This is a genomic window from Actinoplanes sp. NPDC051859 (assembly GCF_044452725.1).
In the GTDB taxonomy this organism is placed as follows: domain Bacteria; phylum Actinomycetota; class Actinomycetes; order Mycobacteriales; family Micromonosporaceae; genus Actinoplanes.
In genome coordinates this window covers 309,149-329,199 of sequence record NZ_JBITBX010000002.1, presented here as the reverse complement: position 1 = coordinate 329,199, position 20,051 = coordinate 309,149, and the positions used below count along the sequence as shown (strand labels likewise).

The 20,051-nt window shown below is 69.5% G+C and carries 21 protein-coding genes; 12 read left to right on the top strand and 9 right to left on the bottom strand.

Features of this window, described 5'->3' with window-relative positions; translation table 11 throughout:
* Positions 1-33: 33 nt before the first annotated feature.
* From ACIA1L_RS05505 to ACIA1L_RS05490, 4 genes are all read left to right on the top strand, one after another.
* A complete protein-coding gene (locus tag ACIA1L_RS05505; RefSeq protein ID WP_396071301.1) occupies positions 34-1,806 on the top strand; it encodes a RelA/SpoT family protein in 1,773 nt (590 codons plus the stop codon).
* 84 nt (positions 1,807-1,890) lie between these two features.
* On the top strand, positions 1,891-2,394 hold the full coding sequence (locus ACIA1L_RS05500; RefSeq protein WP_396071765.1) for an NUDIX hydrolase: 504 nt from the start codon (positions 1,891-1,893) through the stop codon (positions 2,392-2,394).
* Positions 2,391-3,233: a sugar phosphate nucleotidyltransferase gene (locus tag ACIA1L_RS05495; RefSeq protein ID WP_396071300.1), complete on the top strand. Its 843-nt coding sequence runs from the start codon at positions 2,391-2,393 to the stop codon at positions 3,231-3,233. The genes ACIA1L_RS05500 and ACIA1L_RS05495 overlap by 4 nt, the downstream gene beginning before the upstream one ends.
* A gap of 32 nt (positions 3,234-3,265) precedes the next feature.
* Positions 3,266-3,553 (top strand): Lrp/AsnC family transcriptional regulator, encoded by a 288-nt coding sequence (locus ACIA1L_RS05490; RefSeq protein ID WP_189201987.1) that lies wholly within the window; start codon positions 3,266-3,268, stop codon positions 3,551-3,553.
* 142 nt (positions 3,554-3,695) lie between these two features.
* On the opposite strand, the gene ACIA1L_RS05485 is transcribed toward ACIA1L_RS05490, so the two are convergent.
* The gene (locus ACIA1L_RS05485) at positions 3,696-6,875 is read right to left on the bottom strand and encodes an NACHT domain-containing protein (protein WP_396071299.1); all 3,180 of its coding nucleotides are present in this window, start codon (positions 6,873-6,875) and stop codon (positions 3,696-3,698) included.
* Positions 6,876-7,011: 136 nt separating this feature from the next.
* On the opposite strand from ACIA1L_RS05485, the gene ACIA1L_RS05480 reads away from it, so the two are divergent.
* Complete coding sequence (locus ACIA1L_RS05480; RefSeq protein ID WP_396071298.1) at positions 7,012-7,332, top strand: hypothetical protein; 321 nt, start codon at positions 7,012-7,014, stop codon at positions 7,330-7,332.
* A gap of 149 nt (positions 7,333-7,481) precedes the next feature.
* On the opposite strand, the gene ACIA1L_RS05475 is transcribed toward ACIA1L_RS05480, so the two are convergent.
* The 4 genes from ACIA1L_RS05475 to ACIA1L_RS05460 are packed head-to-tail and all read right to left on the bottom strand — an operon-like array spanning position 7,482 to position 11,693.
* Positions 7,482-9,101: a cytochrome bc complex cytochrome b subunit gene (locus ACIA1L_RS05475; protein ID WP_396071297.1), complete on the bottom strand. Its 1,620-nt coding sequence runs from the start codon at positions 9,099-9,101 to the stop codon at positions 7,482-7,484.
* Positions 9,098-10,201, bottom strand: coding sequence for a ubiquinol-cytochrome c reductase iron-sulfur subunit (locus ACIA1L_RS05470; protein WP_396071296.1), 1,104 nt, complete (start codon positions 10,199-10,201; stop codon positions 9,098-9,100). Before ACIA1L_RS05470 ends, ACIA1L_RS05475 begins: the two co-directional genes overlap by 4 nt.
* On the bottom strand, positions 10,198-11,046 hold the full coding sequence (locus tag ACIA1L_RS05465) for a c-type cytochrome (protein WP_396071295.1): 849 nt from the start codon (positions 11,044-11,046) through the stop codon (positions 10,198-10,200). The genes ACIA1L_RS05470 and ACIA1L_RS05465 overlap by 4 nt, the downstream gene beginning before the upstream one ends.
* Positions 11,047-11,096: 50 nt before the next feature.
* A complete protein-coding gene (locus ACIA1L_RS05460) occupies positions 11,097-11,693 on the bottom strand; it encodes a heme-copper oxidase subunit III (protein ID WP_396071294.1) in 597 nt (198 codons plus the stop codon).
* 109 nt (positions 11,694-11,802) lie between these two features.
* On the opposite strand from ACIA1L_RS05460, the gene ACIA1L_RS05455 reads away from it, so the two are divergent.
* The 4 genes from ACIA1L_RS05455 to ACIA1L_RS05440 all read left to right on the top strand — a co-directional run bounded on the left by ACIA1L_RS05455 (position 11,803) and on the right by ACIA1L_RS05440 (position 15,162).
* A complete protein-coding gene (locus tag ACIA1L_RS05455) occupies positions 11,803-12,774 on the top strand; it encodes a cytochrome c oxidase assembly protein (RefSeq protein WP_396071293.1) in 972 nt (323 codons plus the stop codon).
* A 52-nt stretch (positions 12,775-12,826) separates the two neighbouring features.
* Positions 12,827-13,273, top strand: a complete 447-nt coding sequence (locus ACIA1L_RS05450; protein ID WP_396071292.1) for a hypothetical protein — start codon at positions 12,827-12,829, stop codon at positions 13,271-13,273.
* A 220-nt stretch (positions 13,274-13,493) separates the two neighbouring features.
* A complete protein-coding gene (gene trpD, locus ACIA1L_RS05445; protein ID WP_396071291.1) occupies positions 13,494-14,558 on the top strand; it encodes an anthranilate phosphoribosyltransferase in 1,065 nt (354 codons plus the stop codon).
* A gap of 394 nt (positions 14,559-14,952) precedes the next feature.
* Positions 14,953-15,162 (top strand): hypothetical protein, encoded by a 210-nt coding sequence (locus tag ACIA1L_RS05440; RefSeq protein ID WP_396071290.1) that lies wholly within the window; start codon positions 14,953-14,955, stop codon positions 15,160-15,162.
* Between the two features lie 81 nt (positions 15,163-15,243).
* On the opposite strand, the gene ACIA1L_RS05435 is transcribed toward ACIA1L_RS05440, so the two are convergent.
* Complete coding sequence (locus tag ACIA1L_RS05435) at positions 15,244-15,432, bottom strand: DUF397 domain-containing protein (protein ID WP_396071289.1); 189 nt, start codon at positions 15,430-15,432, stop codon at positions 15,244-15,246.
* 8 nt (positions 15,433-15,440) lie between these two features.
* Positions 15,441-16,283, bottom strand: coding sequence for a helix-turn-helix domain-containing protein (locus tag ACIA1L_RS05430; protein ID WP_396071288.1), 843 nt, complete (start codon positions 16,281-16,283; stop codon positions 15,441-15,443).
* Between the two features lie 536 nt (positions 16,284-16,819).
* On the opposite strand from ACIA1L_RS05430, the gene ACIA1L_RS05425 reads away from it, so the two are divergent.
* The gene (locus ACIA1L_RS05425) at positions 16,820-17,125 is read left to right on the top strand and encodes a hypothetical protein (protein ID WP_396071287.1); all 306 of its coding nucleotides are present in this window, start codon (positions 16,820-16,822) and stop codon (positions 17,123-17,125) included.
* Between the two features lie 35 nt (positions 17,126-17,160).
* On the opposite strand, the gene ACIA1L_RS05420 is transcribed toward ACIA1L_RS05425, so the two are convergent.
* Together ACIA1L_RS05420 and coxB are read right to left on the bottom strand one after the other, a co-directional pair.
* On the bottom strand, positions 17,161-17,583 hold the full coding sequence (locus ACIA1L_RS05420; protein ID WP_396071286.1) for a cytochrome c oxidase subunit 4: 423 nt from the start codon (positions 17,581-17,583) through the stop codon (positions 17,161-17,163).
* A 10-nt stretch (positions 17,584-17,593) separates the two neighbouring features.
* A complete protein-coding gene (gene coxB / locus ACIA1L_RS05415) occupies positions 17,594-18,520 on the bottom strand; it encodes a cytochrome c oxidase subunit II (protein WP_396071285.1) in 927 nt (308 codons plus the stop codon).
* 172 nt (positions 18,521-18,692) lie between these two features.
* Here coxB and ACIA1L_RS05410 point away from each other — a divergent pair, with 172 nt between their 5' ends.
* On the top strand, positions 18,693-19,841 hold the full coding sequence (locus ACIA1L_RS05410; RefSeq protein WP_396071284.1) for a cysteine desulfurase family protein: 1,149 nt from the start codon (positions 18,693-18,695) through the stop codon (positions 19,839-19,841).
* Complete coding sequence (locus ACIA1L_RS05405) at positions 19,838-20,050, top strand: sulfurtransferase TusA family protein (RefSeq protein WP_396071283.1); 213 nt, start codon at positions 19,838-19,840, stop codon at positions 20,048-20,050. The genes ACIA1L_RS05410 and ACIA1L_RS05405 overlap by 4 nt, the downstream gene beginning before the upstream one ends.
* Position 20,051 lies beyond the last annotated feature (1 nt).

The following is a 20,051-nucleotide window of genomic DNA, read 5'->3' as shown; positions in this document are numbered from 1 at the left end:
TTAGGCGCAGTGATTCGGTGAGGAGGGGTCCGAGTGGACGTCGACGCCGGCCACGGCGCCGCGTTGGGACGTGCCCTGCCGACAGCCCCGCTGTCCCAGCGGCTGAGATCATTCCTGAGCTTTCAGGGCAATGACGACGATCCGGTCACCACTCTGACCCGTACGCACCGCGCGATCCACCCGTCTGCCGACTCCGGGGTTCTGCGCCGCAGCTATGCCGTCGCGGAGAACATGCACCGCGGCCAGTTCCGCAAGAGTGGCGACCCGTACATCACCCACCCGCTCGCGGTCGCACAGATCTGCGCCGAGCTGGGCATGGACACGACAACCCTGGTCGCGGCCCTGTTGCACGACACGGTCGAGGACACCAGCTACACCCTGGAGACGCTGCACGGCGACTTCGGCCCCGAGGTGACCCACCTGGTCGACGGCGTGACCAAGTTCGACAAGGCGTTCTACGGCAAGGTCGCCGAGGCCGAGACCATCCGCAAGATGATCGTCGCTGCCGGCAAGGACGTCCGGGTCCTGGTGATCAAGCTGGCCGACCGGCTGCACAACATGCGCACCCTGGACGCCCGCTCCCCAGCCTCCCGCGCCCGCATCGCCACGGCCACGCTGGACGTGCTCGTCCCGCTCTGCGACCGCCTGGGCATCCAGGCCCTCAAACGCGACCTCGACGACGTGGTGCTGTACCACCTCGAGCCAGACTCGTTCTCCCGCATCGACGACCACGTGCGCAACCGCCCAGGCTGGGACGAATACCTCACGGGCGTCTCCACCCAGGCGCGGACGGCCCTGCGCCGGCAACGGGTCAGCGCCGACGTCACACCCCGGCCCCGGCACTACTACTCCATCTGGAAAGACACGGTCGCGGGAAGCCACACCGTCCCGTTCGACCTGCCCCGCATCGCGGTCGTGGTGGACGGCCCAGAAACCGACTGCTACGCCGCCCTCGGCGCGATCCACGGCAAGTGGCGCCCGGTCGCCGGCCGTTTCAAAGACTTCATCGCCTCACCTAAGAACAACCTCTACCGGTCCCTGCACACCACGGTCATGGGCCCCGAAGGCCGCCTGGTCGAGGTGCTGATCCGCACAGTCTCCATGCACCGCTGCGCGGAGTACGGCGTCGCCACCGGCTACCGCTACCCCAAGTCCGACGCCGACACCGCCCCCGGTACCGACCAGCTGACCTGGCTCAAACGAGTCCTCGACTGGGAGCAGGACACCACCGACGCGGGACAATTCCTGGCCTCGCTGCGCTGCGATCTCGCCGAGGCACAGATCACCGTCTTCGCCAAAGGGCGCACCGTGGAGCTGCCCGCGGGTTCCACACCGGTCGACCTCGCGTACGAACTCCATCCCGATCAGGGCGACCAGACGCTCGCCGCGACCGTCAACGGCCGCCTCGCCCCGCTGAGCTCCCAACTCCGCGACGGCGACGTGGTGGAAATCTTCGCCGAGACCGACAGCCGCACCACGACCGGCCCGGGCCGCGGCGGCCCGCGCAAGGAATGGCTCGGCTTCGTCAAGTCGACCCAGGCCCAGATGCAAATCAACCGCTACTTCGCGGAAGAGAACGCCCCCGGCATCAGCATCGCCGACAAGGTCCGTCTCGGCCGCGCCACCATCGGCCTCACCCTGCGCAAGCACGACCGCGGCCTGGCGAGCGAGGTCCCGCTGCGCCGGCTGGCAGACGAGCTGGGCTATCCCGACCTGGAAACCATGCTGGTCGCCGTAACCGAACGCAACCTCGAGCCGGACCAGGTCGTCGAGCAGCTCATCGCCCTGGTCGACCACCCCGACTGACCGGCGCTGCTCGCCGGGCAGCTGGTGATCGGTGCACCCGGGCCGAGGACTGAGCGCGGTCCGGCTAGCCTGGGGGTCGTGAAAATGCCTCGGCGGTTGCGCGGCGCCGCATATCAGGCGTTCTACCGGTTGCCGCATGGTGTGCGCCGGCGGATCGTGCGGTTTGTCGTCCCCAAGTATCTGGTGGGGGCGGTGTGTATCGTGCGCGACTCCGAGGCCGCCGAGCCTGGGCGACTTCTGTTGCTGCGCCAGCCGCCGGGCCGGGGCTGGGGTTTACCCGCGGGCCTGCTGAAGAAGGCGGAGAAGCCGGCCGTGGGCGCCGCCCGTGAGCTGCGCGAGGAGTCGGGCGTCGTCATTGACCCGGACGACCTGACCCCGGCCGTCCCCAATGCGATCGTGCACGCCAAGGGGTGGGTGGACACCGTCTTTTTCGGTACGGTCCCCGCCTCCACCACCGAACTCGTCGTCGACGGCGGCGAGGTTCTCGAGGCGAACTGGTTCCCCCTCGACGATCTGCCCCGACTGACCCCGGCGACGGCCAATCTGCTCGGTCTCTACGGCATCGGCCCGCTCGCCGCCCGGACATGAAGCCGGCCGTCTCGGCGGTCGTGCTGGCGGCCGGCGAGGGGCAGCGGCTGCGTCCCCTGACCACCCTGGTGCCGAAGGCGCTGTGCCCGGTCGGCAACGTGCCGCTGCTGGACCGGGCGCTGGCCCGGCTGGCCGGGCTGGGTCTCGACGGGCCGGCAACGGTTGCGGTGAACGCGGCTTACCTGGCTGACCAGATCGTCGCGCACGTCGGAGACCGCGCGCACCTGTCCGTCGAGCGGGACGGGCCGCTGGGCACGTCCGGGGGCATCGGCCAGCTGCGCGGCTGGATCGACGGTCGCGGTGTTCTCGTGGGCAACGCCGATGCCTACCTGGCTGATCCGCTGCGCGAGCCGGGCAAAGATATCGCTGCCCTGTTGGATGGCTGGGGCGGCGACACGGTCCGCATGCTGACCAAGCCGGTGCTGCCCGGTGACACGGGCGGCTTCAGCGGCCGCCGGTTCGCCGGTTTCTCGTTGCTGCCCTGGCGTTACGTCCGCGAATTGAGCCCGGAGTTCGCCGACCTGGTACGCACGGTGTGGCGCCCGGCTGAGGCTGCGGGCGACCTGGAGCTGATCCCCTACGAGGGCAGCTATCTGGACACCGGCACCCCGGAGACGTACCTGGCCGCGAATCTGCACGCTGCCGGGGGCGGTGCTCTGGTCGCGCCGGATGCGACGGTGTCGGGTTCGGTGGACGAGTCCGTGGTGGGGGCCGGAGCGGTCGTGGCGGGCCGGATTCGGCGGTGCGTCGTCTGGCCGGGAGCCCGGGTGACCGCCGGTGAGGATCTGTGTGCGGCGATCCGCGCCGGTGACGGGATGACGGTGGGGACAGGTCGCTAGCATGAACCGACGCCGACCTGAGGGAGCCCTGCGTGAACACCGCGATCGTGCACATCGACTGCGCCACCGATTCGATCCCGGAGGTAGCTCAGGCGCTGGCCGAGCTGCCCGGTGTCAGTGAGGTGTATTCCGTCGCCGGGAATGTGGATCTCATCGCGATCGTGCGGGTGCCGCAGTTCGACGATATCGCCGAGGTGATCGCCGGGCGGATCTCGAAGACGCCTGGTGTGGTCGGCACCGAGTCCCACATCGCCTTCCGCGCCTATTCTCGGCACGACCTCGAGGACGCCTTCGCCATCGGCCTGCCCGACGCCGACTAAACCGCGACGCCGACTGAGCGGTAGCCCGACGCCGACTGAGCGGTAGCCCGACGCCGACTGAGCGGTAGCCCGACGCCGACTGAGCGGTTGCCCGACGCCGACTGAAAAGCGCGACGATGACTAGGTGCGCGACGCCGGCTGGTCAGTCGTCGAGGCGCGGTCGGGTGAGCAGCAGTCCGGCTATCCGGAGCAGCGAGAGCAGGGTCCAGTCGTCCCCGATCTCGTTCCAGGCCTGCTCGATCGCGGTGAACCCGGTCCAGGCCGCGGCGGCCAGCGCCGGTTCGTCCGGCTCGATGACGGTCCGATGCAGCAGCCGCCAGGTGGTGACGCGTGGCAGCCACCGGTCGCGGACAGCTTCGCGGACCAACGGCTCGGCATCCTGTGGCAGCCACGCGGCGAGGGTCACCAAGGCCTGCCGGCGCGTCCCCGCCCGGACTGCCCGCTGTCGGATGAGCCGGGTCAGCGCGCCGGCCGCGGCGGGGTCGGGGAGACAGGCGGCAGCGGCGGTCAATCGCAGCTGCGGCGCCGCCGCCGGGTCGTTGGCGATCCGCAGCAGGCTGGCGGCGCGGGCCGCTGGCTGCCGCGGCCGAATCGGGAACGGGAAGCCCGGTGCGAAAGGGTCGGTTCCTGCCGCGGTCCATCTGCCCCAGTCACCGTGGGCAAGAAGCTGCTGTTCCGTACGCGGCCAGGTCGGGTTCAGCCCGTCGGTGACGAATTCGACGAGGAGCTTCCGGTGCCGTGCGTGCATCGCCGGGTCGGCGAGGAGACGGTCGATCGCCCGCTCGTCGCCGAATCGTCGGGCCAGCCGGGTCGCCGCGGTCAGCCGTACCCGTGCCGGCCCGACGAGTGTGGAGAGTGCCGCGCCCGCCTGGGCCGGTTCTCGGCATGCCGCTTCCGCAGCACGCACCCGGACGCGCGCCGGCAGCCAGCGGTTCCCCGCCATGGCGTTGAGGGTCTGCGCTGCGGCCGGATCATCGCCGAGCGCTACGGCGGCGGCCATTCGCCGGCTGCTCGGCTGCCACGGCCGCACCCGGCGGTGTAGCCATCGGCGAGAGCCGAGCCGCCCATGTCTGGCGAGCACACCGTGCAGCTCGACGCGCTGCCAGGCCGGCAGACGGTGCTCTCGGAGGTGCAACTCCAGGTCGCGGGCGGCCTGGAGGTCGCCCAGCTGCATCAACCCGGCCAGCAGGTACGCCCGAGCTGCCGGCTCGGGGTTACCCGCCAACGCCCGGTGCAGACTTTCCGGCACGCCGCGGCGCCCCACCTCGCGAGCGGCGGCGAGGCCGAGCAGCGCGGGAACCGCTGTCGACTGCGACCAGATAGCCTCGGCGATCGGTGTGTGGGTGAGACGTTCCAGCTCCCCCGAATCGCCCAGATCGCTCAGCAGTGCGGCAGCGAGGACCGTGCACGGCGCCAGGTCGGACCGCGAGATCAGCTGCCGGATCACCGGGCCGGAGCCGGGATCGCGCCGAGCGAGGTTACGGGCCGCGAGAAGGGGGCCGCTGCCACCGACGCCCCACGGCCGCGGGGATTCGGGGCCGGCGGCTAGCACACGAAGCGGCTGGTCGTCGCCGTAGTCGGCGAGGACCACCGCCGCCCGCAGTCGGACGAAGCGCTCCGTTCCGGACTCGTCGAGGAATGCCCGCAGCGGTGCTTGCTCGCCGTCAGCGCAGAGTCGGATCGCGGCATCGAGGCGCTGGAGTTCACCGACCTCCGGGTTCGACGCCTGTTGGGCGAGGGCTGCGCGGCCGATCCGACCGAGCGCCTGGCCCGTTCGGGGCCGCCCGGCGGTGATCTCCTCCCGCTCACTGTCGCCCGTGACGATCCCGCGGGTCTGCAGGGCCGCCGTGATCCACTGTGCCACCTCACTGGGCGCGGTCTGGCGCAGATCTCGCAGCGCCCGGGCACCGGTGGGCAGATCGACGTCCGCGATGGCGTCGGCGACGACCGCCCGGATCCAGAAGTCCACTCGGCTGTCCTCGGCGACGCGAACGAGCCGAGTAAGAATGTCGCCGTCGACACTGAGTTCCCGCAGCACTCGCAGGCACTCCCCCGCGGCGGGACCGTCGTCGACCAGTGCCCGGACGAGTTCGGCGAGAACCCGTTCCCGCAACCGTTCCCCGATCCGTACGCCGTCGGCGATCATGTCGCCGGCCGCCACCACGTTGCCGCTCTCGTCGAGCAGCGCACCGACCAGCTTGTCGGCATCGTGGCGCTGGGCCGCAGCGAAGCCTGCCCGGCTCCGCGTCCCCGGATTGGCCGCGAGGGCCAGCCAGGCCTGCGGGTCGAACGAGGTCTCGGCGGTGCGGGTGACCAGGAACTCGGCGAAACTCTGGTGCACGAAGGCGAGTCGGCCCTGCCGGGGAACCAGCAAGGCGGTCGCGCGCAGAAGATCCGCGACGATGCGCCGGGCGTCGGGGAGGACGCTGGTCAACGGCTGCGGTGCGGTCCGGTCGAGCCAGTCGACAGCGACCTCGACCAGATCTCTGTCCGGGTCGTCGAGGTGGGCGGCCGCCACGGCATGCAGCAGCGCCAGAACGTACGCGTGGAAGTCGGTCTCGATCCAGTCAGCCAGGGTGGCCCCGGCTCGGCCGCGCGTGGACAGTGCCGTGGCGAGTCCACGTACGGGGGCGCCCCGCTCGCCCCGACCGTCCAGCATGCACTCGACGAACTGCTCGTACAGTTCGGCTCGACTGGTGGGCAGTGCCCGGTCCTCGGCCTGCTCGTAGACCATCGCCGCGATGGTCGCCAGCAGCGGCACCCGGGCGACCGGTCCCAGCCGGGCTCCCGCAACTCGGGCGAGGAACATCGCCGCTCGCCGTTCCGGGGCCTCCGGGTGCCCGGCCTGCCGTGCGGAGAACCAGCGGGCCGCGAACTCCGCCAGATCGGCGCGGTCGAAGGGCCTCAGTTCGTACTCCGCGACGCCGGTGACGCGCAGGTCTGCCAGCTCCTGCGCGGGCAGCGGACGGGACGTCACCACGATTTGATGCAGCTCGGAGTCTTTGTCCAGCAGGTCGTGCAGCCGCCACAGGGTGCGGGAGCGGGCGTCCGCGTCGACCACCTCGTCGACCCCGTCGATGAGCACCTGCCAGCGTCCACCGAACATCGGGGGCTGCTGGAACAGTGCCGCCGGGACCGGTTGTCGGTAGTCGCGGGAGCAGGCCACGGCGAGCGCCTCGGCGAGCTGGTGCCGGGCGAGGTCCGCGGCCGGACAGGCCACGGCCACCACGCGTCCGTTTCCGTGGCGGGCGTTCTCGGCGATCTCCCGGACGATCGTGGCGACCAGGGTGGACTTGCCGGATCCGGCGCTGCCCAGCAGCACGGCGTGCGCGCGACGGTCGAGCAGGTCGTTGATGCCGATCAGCAGGTGTCGGCGGGCTCCGGTGTGGGCGATCGACGCGCCGGCGCACGTACAGCCTGCTCAGTGGGGGTGCGTGGAAGCCGGAGAACCGGTACTGGTGGCTGACGTCTTCGTGCAGCGAGGTGAGCAGGTCGGCCAGTCCAGGCGCCCAGCTCGCCCGGAAGCGCGCGGGGCGGGCCAGCCGGAACCGGAACGCCAGCACTACGGCGATCACGCCCAGCACCGGCAGCGCCCACCGGGCCACGGAATCCAGCGCTTCCGGCGCGGCCGGCACGAAGCGGATGCCGAGAGCGGCGCCGGCCAGCAGGAGTACGGCAACCAGCCCCACCCCGTGCCGCTTCGGTCGGCGTTCGGCATCGCGGGAACTGCGGAAGGCGACGATCAGGGAGAGCACACCGGCGGTGGCGCCGATGACTGAACCGATCTTGTCGGCGATCTCGAGCGCCGATGCGGAGCCGCTCATGGTGGCGAGCCTAGGGCTTTGGCCGGTTCAGGCCGAGAGCTGCGACCCGAAGGTGGCATGCACGAAAAGGGACCCGCCGAAGCGGGCCCCTTTTCCGTGCTTGCTCAGCGTCCGGAGGTGATTTCCTCGCGCTTGTCCTTGCCGGTCACCGGCGGGACGGCCGGCGAGACCGGGGCCTCGGCCGGCTTTTCGACCGGGAAGAAGAAGCCCTTGATCGCTGGCGCCAGGGCACCGAGCCGGTTCATCTTCTTCGGTACGACCCAGCCGGCGTACTCGAGCGGCACCGGGTGGCCGTGGTCGTCCACCGGGCCGAGTGGCTGGTGAACCTCCATGAACCGGCCGTCCGGCAGGCGCTTGATGATGCCGGTCTCCACGCCGTGGGCCAGCACTTCGCGGTCGTGCTGCTGCAGGCCGAGGCAGATGCGTACGGCCACGTAGTAGGCCAGCGGCGGCAGGATCACCAGGCCGATGCGGCCAGCCCAGGTCATCGCGTTCAGGCTGATGTGGAACTTGTCGGCGATGACGTCGTTACCGCCGGACAGGGTCGCCACGATGAAGAACGTGAACGCCATGGCGCCGAGGCCGGTGCGCTCGGGTGCGTCGCGGGGCCGCTGCAGGATGTGGTGCGACGCGGTGTCCTTCAGCCGCTTCGCTTCCATGAACGGGTAGAACATCGGGACCGTGGTCAGCGCGCCGAGGCCGACGACCGCGGGCCAGAACAACGGCGGGATGACGTACCCGTCGCCGATCGGGATGTCGATCTGCCAGGCCGGCATGAGGCGGACCAGGCCGTCCATGAACATGACGTACCAGTCGGGCTGGCTGCCGGAGGACACCTCGGAGGCGCGGTACGGCCCGAACAGCCAGATCGGGTTGATCTGGAACACGCCGGCCATCAGGGCGATCGTGCCGAAGACGGCCATGAAGAAGCCGCCCTGCTTGAGGGCGTACCGGGGGAACATCCGCTCGCCCACGACGTTGTCGTTGGTCCGCATCGGGCCGGGCCACTGGGTGTGCTTCTGCTTGAAGACCAGGCCCAGGTGGATGCTGATCAGGGCGAGCAGGCCGCCCGGGATGAGCAGCACGTGCGCGATGTAGAACCGGCCGATGATCAGCGTGCCGGGGAACTCGCCGCCGAAGATCGACGCCGAGAGCCAGGTGCCGACGACCGGGATGGACAGCATGATCGCCGAGGCGATGCGCAGGCCGGTGCCGGAGAGGCCGTCGTCGGGGAGCGAGTAGCCGGTGAAGCCGGCGAGGAAGCCGAGCAGGAACAGCGCGACGCCGATCGCCCAGTTCGCCTCGCGGGGCTTGCGGTACGCACCGGTGAAGAAGACGCGCGCCATGTGCACGACGATCGACGCCATGAACAGCAGCGCGGCCCAGTGGTGCATCTGCCGCATGAACAGACCACCGCGCACCTCGAACGACAGGTGCAGCGACGACTCGTACGCCTTGGACATCTCGATGCCGCGCAGCGCGGTATACGAGCCGTTGTAGGCGACCTCGGTCATCGACGGGTCGAAGAACAGGGTCAGGAACACGCCACTGAGCAGCAGCACGATGAACGAGAACAGTGCGATCTCGCCCAGCAGGAAGGACCAGTGGTCGGGGAAAACCTTGTTCAGCAGGGCCCGCAACGGGGTCGCGGCCTGGAAACGGTCGTCAACTCCCTTGCCGACGGCAGCGGGGACCTGCGCGAGGTCCAGCTTACGGCGCTTCACGGCCGCTCCCAGAAGTCGGGTCCGATTGCTTCCCGGTAGTCAGAGGCTGCCACGAAGAACCCCTCGGCGTCCACATCCAAGGGCAGTGCGGGCAGGCGGCGACTGGCCGGGCCGAAGATCGGACGGGCGTTGTCGGTGATGAGGAACTGGGACTGGTGGCACGGGCAGAGCAGCCGGTTGGTCTGCTGCTCGTACAGGCTGGCGGGGCAGCCGGCGTGCGTACAGATCTTCGAGTACGCGACGTAGTTGCCCGACATCATGCCCTTGTTGACCTTGTCGGCGTCGAAGGCCTCGCGGGTTTTGGTGGCGTCCTCGTCCCGCAGGTGAATGAGCAGCGTGGGCGAGTCGGCGTAGTGGTTGGTCGCACCGTGCGGGATGCCCGGGAAGACGGTGATCTGACCGCCGACGCTGACGTCCTCGGGCCGGATCGGGGTGCCGTCCTCGCGGGTCAGCCGGACCAGTTTGCCCTGGTTGGCAACCGGGTCGAAGCCGGTGTGGTACATCATCGGCTGGTCGGCCTTGTGCGGGTTCTCGATCAGCCCGCCGATCAGCGGCGCCGCGGCGGCGACACCGAGCGGGGCCATGCCCAGCGCGATTGCGCCCTTGAGCAGCGGCCGGCGCTGCACACCCAGCTCGTCCGCCACGTACGCGAGGGTCTGCCCGGTGATCAGGCGGTCCTCGTCGCTGGACGGGCTGTTGTGCCGGTCCTGGATCGAGACCTCGTGCGGCAGCAGCTTCTTGGCCCAGGCCAGGATCGCGAAGCCGAGGGCGAGCAGCGAGATGCCGAGGCTGATGCCGAGGATCGGCGTGAAGTAGTCGCTCTGAGCGTTCCCGAGCTCGAACTCCCACGGCCACACGATGTAGAAGACGACGAACGCGGACGCGCCGAGCCCGGAGATCAGGAACAGCAGGGCGATGTTGCGGACGACCCGCTTCTCCGCCTTGGAGTTCGTGCCCTGGAAGTGCGACTCGTACGTGACGATCTCGATGTCGTCACGCCGGGCGCCTTCCCGCACGATCTCGAATCGAGAGAGCCGGGGGTCGTTGACGTCGACCGGCTCGGTGCCGGAGCCGGCAGCTCCGTGCTTGGTGGCCGTCATGACTTCCCCGCAATCCAGAGCGACGTGAACACCAGGATGGTGATGCCGACCAGGAAGATGGCCAGCCCCTCGGTGACCGGCCCGTAACGGCCGAGGTTGAACAGACCGCCCGGGTCCTTGTCGCCCTGCAACTGCTGCGTCACGTACGTGATGAGCTCACGCTTCTGTTCGGGCGTGATCTCGTTGTCGCCGAAGACCGGCATGTTCTGCGGTCCGGTGAGCATCGCCGCGTAGATCTCCTCGGCGGTCGCGTCGTTCAGGCTCGGCGCGAACTTCCCGGAGGAGAGGGCACCGCCGGCACCGCCGAAGCTGTGGCACGAGGTGCAGTTGATCCGGAACAGCTCGCCGCCCTTAGCCAGCGCCTCGGGGTTTGACTTCAGGTCCTCGATCAGCTCGCCGGCCGGGATCTGCGGGCCTCCGCCGAGTTCCTGGATGTACTGGCCGAGCTGCTTGGTCTGTGCCTCGTCGAAGTGCGGCGGCTTCTGCTCGGCCTGGGCCTCCTGCCGGGTCATCGGCATGCGGCCGGTGCCGACCTGGAATTCCACCGAGGCGGAGCCGACGCCGACCAGGCTCGGTCCGCGGTCTGCGACACCCTCGGCGTTGCGGCCGTGGCAGCTGATGCAGCTGTTGTCGTAGAGCGCCTTGCCCTCCTGGGCGGCGGTGGAGAGCTGCCGGGTGTCCTCGGCGAACGCTCCCGGCGTGAAGGCGGTGTAGACGCCTCCGGCGAGAGCCAGGGCGGCGACCATGCGGACCGCGGCGCCGAGGCGCCGGCGCGCCCGGCTCGGCGCGGACCGCCGCCGGTTGAACACCCGGAAACGCCGTGCGGCGGGGGTGTCAGAAGTCATGGGCTGTGTCCCTCTGGGTCTTGACCTTGAAACTCACGGACGGCGGCGGGTTACTGAAGCCAATAGATCATGGCGAACAGCGCGATCCACACGATGTCGACGAAGTGCCAGTAGTAGGACACGACGATGGCCGACGTCGCCTGCGCCGGCGTGAACCGGCCCATGGTCGTACGGATCATGTAGACGATGAAGGCGACCAGACCACCCGAGACGTGCAGGCCGTGGAAGCCGGTGGTCAGGTAGAACATCGACCCGTAGCCGTCACCGTTGATCTTGACGCCGTCGTGGACCAGGTGGATGTACTCGTTCGCCTGGCCCAGCACGAAGATCAGGCCCATGACGAAGGTGATGGTGAACCAGCGTCGCAGCGCGTGCACGTCACCCTTCTCCGCCGCGAACACGCCGAGCTGGCAGGTGACCGAGGAGAGCACCAGGATCACCGTGAACGTCGTCGCGTACGGGATGTTCAGGGCCTCGGTGTGCTTCTCCCACTGCTCCGGCGCTGCCGCGCGGATCGAGAAGTACATCGCGAACAATGCCGCGAAGAACATGAGTTCGCTGGAGAGCCACACGATGGTCCCGACGCTGACCATGTTGGGTCGGGTCAGCGAATGGATCCGGCTCTTGTCGATGGCTGCCGCTGTCACGGGCTCATTATTGCCCCGCGATCACCTCAACATGTCGCGGGGGGCCTAATCCGGCATGTGTCGCAGCCCGGTGACACCTGGACCACCAGGTTGGGCCTAGCCTCGAACGGTGCAGCTCGCCGAAACGCCCTCCTCCGCCGTCGCCGCGGGGGATACTGTCCCCCCGCCGTTCAGCGCCGCGCAGATCTTCACGGAGATCCGGCTGACCAGCCTGATCGCGCTGTTCCTGCTCGTCGCCGCAGCCGTCTACCTCTACGGCGTGTACCGGCTCAAGCAGCGCGGCGACCACTGGGCGCCGGGACGCACGGCCGCCTTCCTGGCCGGCGGGCTCGGCAGCATCGCGGCGGTCTCGGTCACCGGGATCGAGGCGTACGACACCACGCTCATCAGCGTGCACATGGTGCAACACATGGTGCTGTCCATGGTGGGACCGATCTTCCTGGCCCTCGGCGCGCCGGTCACGCTGGCCCTGCGCACCCTGCCGGTCCAGCACCGCAAGCGCCTGCTCGCCGTTCTGCACAGCGGCGTCGTCCGGGTCGTGACGTTTCCGCTGGTCGCGTTCGGGATCTTCATCGCGAACCCGTTCGTCCTCTACTTCACCGACCTCTACCGCGCGACGCTCGAACACGCGTGGCTGCACGAGTTCATCCACGTGCACTTCATCGTGACCGGCTGCCTCTTCTTCTGGCCGCTGCTGGGTCTGGACCCGCTGCCCAACCGGTGGCCGTACCCGGCCCGCGCCCTGCTCATGGTGCTGTCGGTGCCGTTCCACACGGTGCTCGGCCTGACCATCATGCAGAGCACCACGCTGCTCGGCGGCGACTGGTATCCGAACCTGCACCTGACCTGGATGGATCCGAAAGCCGACCAGGTCACCGCGGGCGGCATCCTGTGGGCCGGCGGCGAGATCGTCAGCGTCACCATGCTCGGCATCCTGGTCCTGCAGTGGATCCGCCAGTCCGAGCGCGAGGCCAAGCGCATCGACCGCGCCCTCGACCGCGCCGAGGCCGAAGATCAGGCCACGGCGACCAAGATCACAAACCCGACCGCCACCGTACGCCCACAGCCCGACGCCGACTGACCGGTTCGGTACGATCACGAAGCACCTACGAGCGTGGGGAACCGGGCACATCATGAGCGACGCCAGCAAGCCCAAGCCGGACACGTACACGGTCCTGCTGTACAGCGATGACATCAAGGTCCGCGACAAGATTCGGCTCGCCATCGGCGTGCGCCCCGCCGCCGACCTGCACGTCGAGTTTGCCGACGCCGCCACCTGGGAGGACTGCCGGCGCCTGCTCGACGACTACGAGATCGACTTGATGGTCCTGGACGGCGAGGCCAGCCCGGCCGGCGGCATCGGCATCGCCCGGCAGACCAAGGACGAGTACGCCACTCCCCCGCCCGTCTGCCTGGTCATCGCCCGCGCGGCGGACCGCTGGCTCGCGGCGTACGCACAGGTCGACCAGACCCTGGTCTACCCGCTCGACCCGGTCACCACCGGCCAGACCGTCGCCGCCATGCTCCGCGCCCGCCGTGACGGCGCTGTGCCGCTCGGCACGCTCGGCACCCTGGGCTGACACCGCCAGTCCCGCTCGATCAACCCGGCGTCACCGCCAGGTCCGCTCGAGTCCCGTTCGATCAACCTGGCTGACGCCGGCCTGCCCCGCCCGACCGGGCTGGCAACCGGCGACCACGCCCCCGGCGCTGCTTCCTGGCACGGCCTCCGGGCATGGCCTGGTAGACCGGCCGGGTGTCACCGCACTCCCCCGCCCGATCCCTGCCCTTCGGAGGCCCCTCATGGGCGCACCTACCTGGCCCCACCTGCTGAGCGTCCTGTTGCGGGGCGAGGAACTCTCGGCGCAGGACACCGCCTGGGCCATGGGCGAGATCATGGCGGGCAACGCCTCACCGGTGCAGGTGGCCGGGTTCGCGGTGGCGCTGCGCGCGAAAGGCGAGACGTCGCAGGAGCTGTCCGGCCTGGTCGACGCCATGCTCGCCAACGCCACCACGGTGAACCTGAGCGACGACGTCCGCGCCGGCGCGGTGGACGTGGTCGGCACCGGCGGCGACCGGGCTCACACGGTGAACATCTCCACGATGGCGGCCATCATCACCGCCGCCGCCGGGGTCACCGTCGTCAAGCACGGCAACCGGGCCGCGTCGTCCGCCTGTGGCACCGCTGACCTACTCGAACACTTCGGCATTCCGCTGGACCTGGGCCCGGCCGGCGTACGCCGCACGGTGGCCGAGGCGGGCATCGGCTTCTGCTTCGCCGCCCGCTACCACCCGGGCATGCGGCACGCCGCGGTCACCCGCCGCGAGCTGGGTCACCCGACCTTCTTCAACGTGCTGGGCCCGCTCACCAACCCGGCCCGCCCGCGCAACGCGGCGGTCGGCTGCTTCGACCAGCGGATGGCCCCGGTGATGGCCGAGGTCTTCGCCCGCCGCGGCGACTCGGCGCTGGTGATGCGCGGCGAGGACGGCCTGGACGAGTTCACCACGGCCGCGCCGACCCGGGTCTGGCTGGTCAAGAACGGCACGGTCACCGAGTCCGTGGTGGACGCCGTCGACCTCGGCGTGCCCCGCAGCAACCCCGGCGACCTGCGCGGCGGCGACGCCGCCTTCAACGCCGACTCGGCGCGGCGCACCTTCGCGGGCGAGCCCGGCCCGGTCCGCGACGCGGTGCTCCTCAACGCCGCCGCCGCCTTCGCCGCCCAGTCCGGCTTCCCGGACACCTTCGCCGACACGATGCGCGCAGGGATCGCCCGCGCCGCCGAAACAGTCGACTCCGGCGCCGCCACTGCACTGCTGGACCGTTGGGTCGCCGCCGCCCAAGCCGCCAAGGCCGCCGAACAGATCTGAGCCGAGTCGGCGGGTCAGATCGCGGGCCAGCTCAGCCGTCATCAGATGTGAGGCAGGCGCTGCCGTCGAACCTGCATTCCCAGGTGATCGGCACTTCGGCGGCGACGGCGAACGGGGGCGCGTTGACGGATCCGGCGGAGTCGGACGAGTGGCGCCCACCGCCCGGGACGCACGCTTCAGAGCTGGCGGCAGGGTCGGGCAGCCACGGAGCCGGGCAGCACGAGCCGGACACTGCGGGACAGCTTCGAAGATCGGTAAACCGGTACCGGCAAAATGTGAGGAGCGCCGCTTTTGTCACAACACGCCGGGTCGCGTCCAGCGCTCGGCGGGAAATCCGTGACAACGTTCGAATGACATTCGGGTAATCCCACCTTCCGACGAAGAGGAGCCACCCGTGAACGAACGAGAGCTGCGCTGCATCATCTGCGACGCGGAGATGCCGTTCGAGACGCCGCCCTGCGCGGACGGCCACGACGTGGACTGTCCAGAGCTGGTCTGCACACGCTGCGACTCCGCCGAGATCCTCGCTCCACTGGAGGTCCGGGTGTGGCTGCGACCGGGCGTCGACCGGATCGCCCCGCTGCAACGCCGAGCCGCCGCGTAACCCGCTCCGGCATCCCCGCCGAAGAGCAACCCATCAACCGTGCAGGCCCGCACCGACCGGTGCGGGCCTGCAGCACGTCTCTCAGCGGTCGAACTCTCCGGACCTCACGCCTCCCAGCATGGCGTCCCACGCCTTGCACGTGAAGGCGATAACCGACCCCGAGCGGTCCTTGCTGTCCCGCACCTCAACCACGTCTGCTGCACGCCGAACCTCGACGCACTGGCCGTTGCTGCCGCTCCGGCTGCTGGTCCGCCAGTTCTCGTTGAGCATGTCGACTCCTAGGGCTGGTGCTCCGCGTCACGGATCCGTTGGATCATCTCAACTGACGCGTGGGGCGACAACGCCGATGAGCGCAGATCGTTGAAGACCACCTCGCAGCGCCGCACGTCGTCACCCTCAGCGTAGAGGTCCCCGGTCAGTCCCTCCATATAGACCACACCCGGGTTGTCCGGGAAATTGAGGATGGCGAAGCTCGACAACATCGAGGCGTAGGCGCCTTCCGCGAACGGGATGATCTGGAGCGTGACGTTTCGCAGGGCCGCTACCGAGATCATGGCCGTGAGCTGCTCGAACATGACCTGCGGTCCACCGATCTGCCGGTGCAGCACTGCCTCGTCCATCACGGCGACCAACCGCAACCGACCCTCACTGATCAACTTCTGCCGTTCCAGCCGCACCGCGACGCGCTGTTCGATGGCCTCGGGCGACGGCTTGAAGGCATCTTCGGCCGTCATCGACCGCGCGTAAGCGGCCGTCTGAAGCAGGCCAGGCACGACGATCGTCTCGAAGTTCTGCATCTCCTGGGCGGCGGATTCGAGGCCGATGTATTGGCGGTAGACCTGGGGCAGGTCGCTGTATTTGGCCCACCAGCCGCGTTGCTTGCCTTCGCGGGCCATGGTGAGCAGGGTTTCGCGCAGTTCGGGATCGTCCACGCCGTACTCGTTGAGCAGGGCAGTGAGGGCGGGACCCTTGACGCCGACCCGGCCGGACTCGATCCGGCGCAGCGTGCTGGGTGAGACCTCGATGACGTCGGCGGCGCGCTCGGTGGGGACTTTGGCCTGGTCGCGGAGTCGGCGGAGCTGGGCGCCGAGCTGGAACCGCACGAATGTCGGACTGTCCACGCGGCACATTGTGCCTCATTCGGCGCGCGCGGACAGCCCCTGCATGAGTGCTTCTGATTGTGCCAACATGCTTCCGCGTGATTGACAGCCATAAATTGCGCGCGCAAAGTGACGGCACGACCGAAACCACGGAGGGAGACGGACGTGCGACAACATCGGCCCGTGCGAAGGTGGTTCAGGCCCTGGCGAAAACGCTGTGCCTGCGGCTGTGGCTGGTTCCCCTGCCCCGACGCGGTGACCCTCGAATCCCCGCCCGTCGCCCAGTCTCTACGCCACCCGTATCCCGCCTGGAACATGCCAACAGCCCGCTACCCCGCCACCCGCACGGAGCAACACCCAGCCACGCACACGGAACACCCGACGCCACACGCAGAGCACCCGGCCCCACGCGCAGGGAAGGACCCAGCCGCGCGGGGAGAGAAACATCCGACGCCGCCGAATGAGCACCCGTCAGCAGGCTCTCAGGAGCATCCGGCGGCACATGGAAACGAGCATCCGCTCATGACCCGCGGCCAGCAATGGCGCAGCCAGCCGCGGTGACCGCGGCGAAGCACATCGCGGCGAAGCACACCGCGATGGAGCACACCACAACAGCGCACCACGCGACCGCGCACACCCCGCACAAGCCGTCCTGGGACTGTCTCGCCTGCGGCCGCCCATGGCCGTGCGACCCGGCCCGGGAAGCCCTGTCCGCGGTGCTGGACCTCGTCGCGCTGGCCGGGCTGATGTGGGATGCCTTGGAGGAAGCCGTCCGCGACCTGCCGCCCACGCCGGCGGCGGAACTCTTCGACCGGTTCCTGACGTGGACCGTTCCCCCCAACGCGGCAGGCCCGCACCCCTGAGTGGGGTGCGGGCCTGCGACGAAAGCAGGTGAAGCTCAGTGCTCCACGGGGTGGCGCGATCCCGAGTAGTACTCGAAGAGCAGTCCACACGACGCGAAGATCACCATGATCATGCCCAGCGCGATCAGCCACCACATCCAGAAGACCAGGCCCATGGCGGCGACCGAGGCGGCCAGTGCGAGGCCGAACGGCCAGTAGCTGCCCGGGCTGAAGAAGCCGATCTCGCCGGCGCCCTCGGCGATCTCGCCGTCTTCCCGGTCTTCGGGCCGCAGGTCGATGCGGCGCGCGACGAACCAGAAGAAGCCGCCGCACATCGCGCAGAGCAGCGCCGACAGGATCAGCGCCACGGTGCCGACCCACTCGGTGTGGGTGGTGTTGTGGGTGTAGATGCCGTACACGGCCGCGCAGCCGAACAGGAAGACGGAGACGCCCGCGAAGATCTTGTATTCGGTCTTCACCTGAAGTTCCCTACTTCCCTGCAGCCACGGAGTTGTTCCAGGTCGAGCCCCGGCGGCGGGAGTCGAACGGTGCCGTCTTCACGGCGTAGCGCTCGGCACCGGTGAAGCCGATGGCGCCCATCGCGTCCTGGGTGCTCGCGCCGCTCTTCTTGGCCGCGAGGAACTGGTCGAACTTCTCCGGCGAGACCACGACCAGCTCGAACTGCATGAAGGCGTGGTACGTGCCGCAGAGCTCGGCGCAGCGGCCGACGTAGCGGCCCTCCCGGTCGAGGGTGACCTCGAAGACGTTGCGCACGCTGCCCGGGAACACGTCCCGCTTGAACAGCATCTCCGGCACCCAGAACGAGTGGATGACGTCGCGGCTGGTCTCCTCGAACCGGATCTTCTTTCCGGTCGGAAGCACGAGCAGCGGGATGACATCCGTGGAGCCGAGGTTCGACGCCACGGTGTTGGCCTCAGCACCGACTCCGTCGCGGTAGTTGAACTGCCAGTTCCACTTGAACGCGACGACCTCGACGGTCTGGTCCGGCTTGGCCGACAGCTTGTCCACATCGGTCTGCACGATCGCTGTGTAATAGAAGAGCACCGCGACGATCAGCACCGGCGTGACCGTGTAGAGGACCTCCATCGGCATGTTGAACCGCGTCTGCACGGGCAGCGTGTCGCCGCGCTTGCGATAGCGGATCACGCACCAGAAGATCAGACCCCACACGAGGAATCCGACGACCAGTGCCGCGATCGTCGACGCGATCCACAGGTCGTACATCTTGTGGGCCTGCTCGGTGATGCCGTGCCGGGGCCAGCCGAAGCCGCCCAGCTTGTCACCGATGTCATTGGGGGAACAGCCGGACAGCAGTGCCAGCAGCACGGCACCACTGACACCGAGCCCGGCGAGCCGTACGACGCGCGGCCGTGCGACCGAACTCCTTGAGACCACCTGCTCCTGCCTCCCTAGAGCACCGCCCGGTGTGCGAAATCCGGACACCGGCGGCAAGGTGTCACCGACTGTCGCACAGTACTCGACCTGGCCCCGCGGCTTGGCTACCGGGGGTCGGATCTTCGACCGGGCGCGAGATACCCCTGATCCTGTGGACGATACCGTTCCGGGAGTGGAATACAGGGCGGAACAGGCCGGTGGCCCCACCTACCTGGACGCGGCCAGTGCGGCACCGCTGCATCCGGTGGCCCGGCAGGCATTGCTGGCCGCACTGGCGGACGGCTGGGCCGACCCGGACCGCCTCTATGCCGCGGGCCGGCGGGCCCAACAGCTCCGGGACGCGGCGACGGCCGCCACCGCCGAGTCGCTGGGCGTACGCCCCGACGAGCTGACCTTCCTCCCCTCGGGCACCGCCGCGGTGCACGCCGCGGTCCTGGGTGGCCTGTCGGGACGCGCCCGAGCTGGGCAGATGTTCGTTCACTCGGCGATCGAGCATTCTTCGGTGCTGCACGCGGCAGCCCGGCACGGCAGCGCCACGACGGTCGGTGTGGATCTGCGGGGCCACCTCGATCTGACCGCCTGGAGTGCGGCCGTCGCCGGTCCCGGCGTGGCACTGGCGAGCTTGATCAGCGCGAGTCATGAGGCCGGCACGGTCCAGCCGGTCGCGGCTGCGGCGGAGATTTGCGCGGAGGCCGGGGTGCCGCTGCACGTGGACGCCGCCCAGTCGATCGGGCGCCTGCCCGTGCCGCCCGGTTGGTCGCTGCTGACCGCCAGCGCTCGCAAGTGGGGTGGGCCGCCGGGAGTGGGCGTGCTGGTGGTACGGAAGGGCACGCGCTGGCTGTCGCCGTACCCCGGTGATGATCTTCACAGGCCGCGCCCACAGGGCGGGCTGGACCTGCCTGCGGTGGTCGCGGCCGCAGCCAGCTTGCGGGCCGTTCTGGGCGAAGCCCAGCAGGAAGGCGTACGCCTCAGCGCGCTGGTGGACCGGATCCGGGACCGGATCGCGGCGACCGTGCCGGACGTCGAGATCGTGGGCGACCCGGTCGAACGGCTGCCGCACCTCGTGACGTTTTCGTGCCTTTACGTCGACGGCGAGGCGCTGCTGCACGAACTGGACCGGCATGGCTTCGCGGTGTCGTCGGGTTCCTCATGCACGGCGTCGACGCTGCGGCCCAGCCACGTCCTCGAAGCGATGGGCGTGCTCAGCCACGGCAACATCCGGGTGTCGCTGCACCGCGACACGACCGGGGCGGACGTCGACCGTTTCCTGGCCGTGCTGCCCGGTGTGGTGGCGCGGATCCGCGAGGAGGCGGGAATGTGATCGAGGTGGACTCGCGCGGCCGGCGCTGCCCGCTGCCGATCATCGACCTGGCCCGCCAGCTGCCGGACGTGCCGGTGGGCGAGGTGATTCGGGTGCTCGCCGACGATCCGGCCGCGGCCAACGACATCCCGGCCTGGTGCCGACTGAAAGGTCAGGAATACCTGGGCAGCTCCGCGCCGGACGCCTACGACGTCCGGCGGGTCAGCTGAA

Excerpts from the sequence above, each read along its gene's own strand:
- ACIA1L_RS05435 (WP_396071289.1), bottom strand. The coding sequence starts at position 15,432 with ATGCTCAACGAGAACTGGCGGACCAGCAGCCGGAGCGGCAGCAACGGC.
- trpD (WP_396071291.1), top strand. The coding sequence starts at position 13,494 with ATGGGCGCACCTACCTGGCCCCACCTGCTGAGCGTCCTGTTGCGGGGC.
- ACIA1L_RS05495 (WP_396071300.1), top strand. The coding sequence starts at position 2,391 with ATGAAGCCGGCCGTCTCGGCGGTCGTGCTGGCGGCCGGCGAGGGGCAG.
- ACIA1L_RS05470 (WP_396071296.1), bottom strand. The coding sequence starts at position 10,201 with ATGACGGCCACCAAGCACGGAGCTGCCGGCTCCGGCACCGAGCCGGTC.
- ACIA1L_RS05500 (WP_396071765.1), top strand. The coding sequence starts at position 1,891 with ATGCCTCGGCGGTTGCGCGGCGCCGCATATCAGGCGTTCTACCGGTTG.
- ACIA1L_RS05450 (WP_396071292.1), top strand. The coding sequence starts at position 12,827 with ATGAGCGACGCCAGCAAGCCCAAGCCGGACACGTACACGGTCCTGCTG.
- ACIA1L_RS05465 (WP_396071295.1), bottom strand. The coding sequence starts at position 11,046 with ATGACTTCTGACACCCCCGCCGCACGGCGTTTCCGGGTGTTCAACCGG.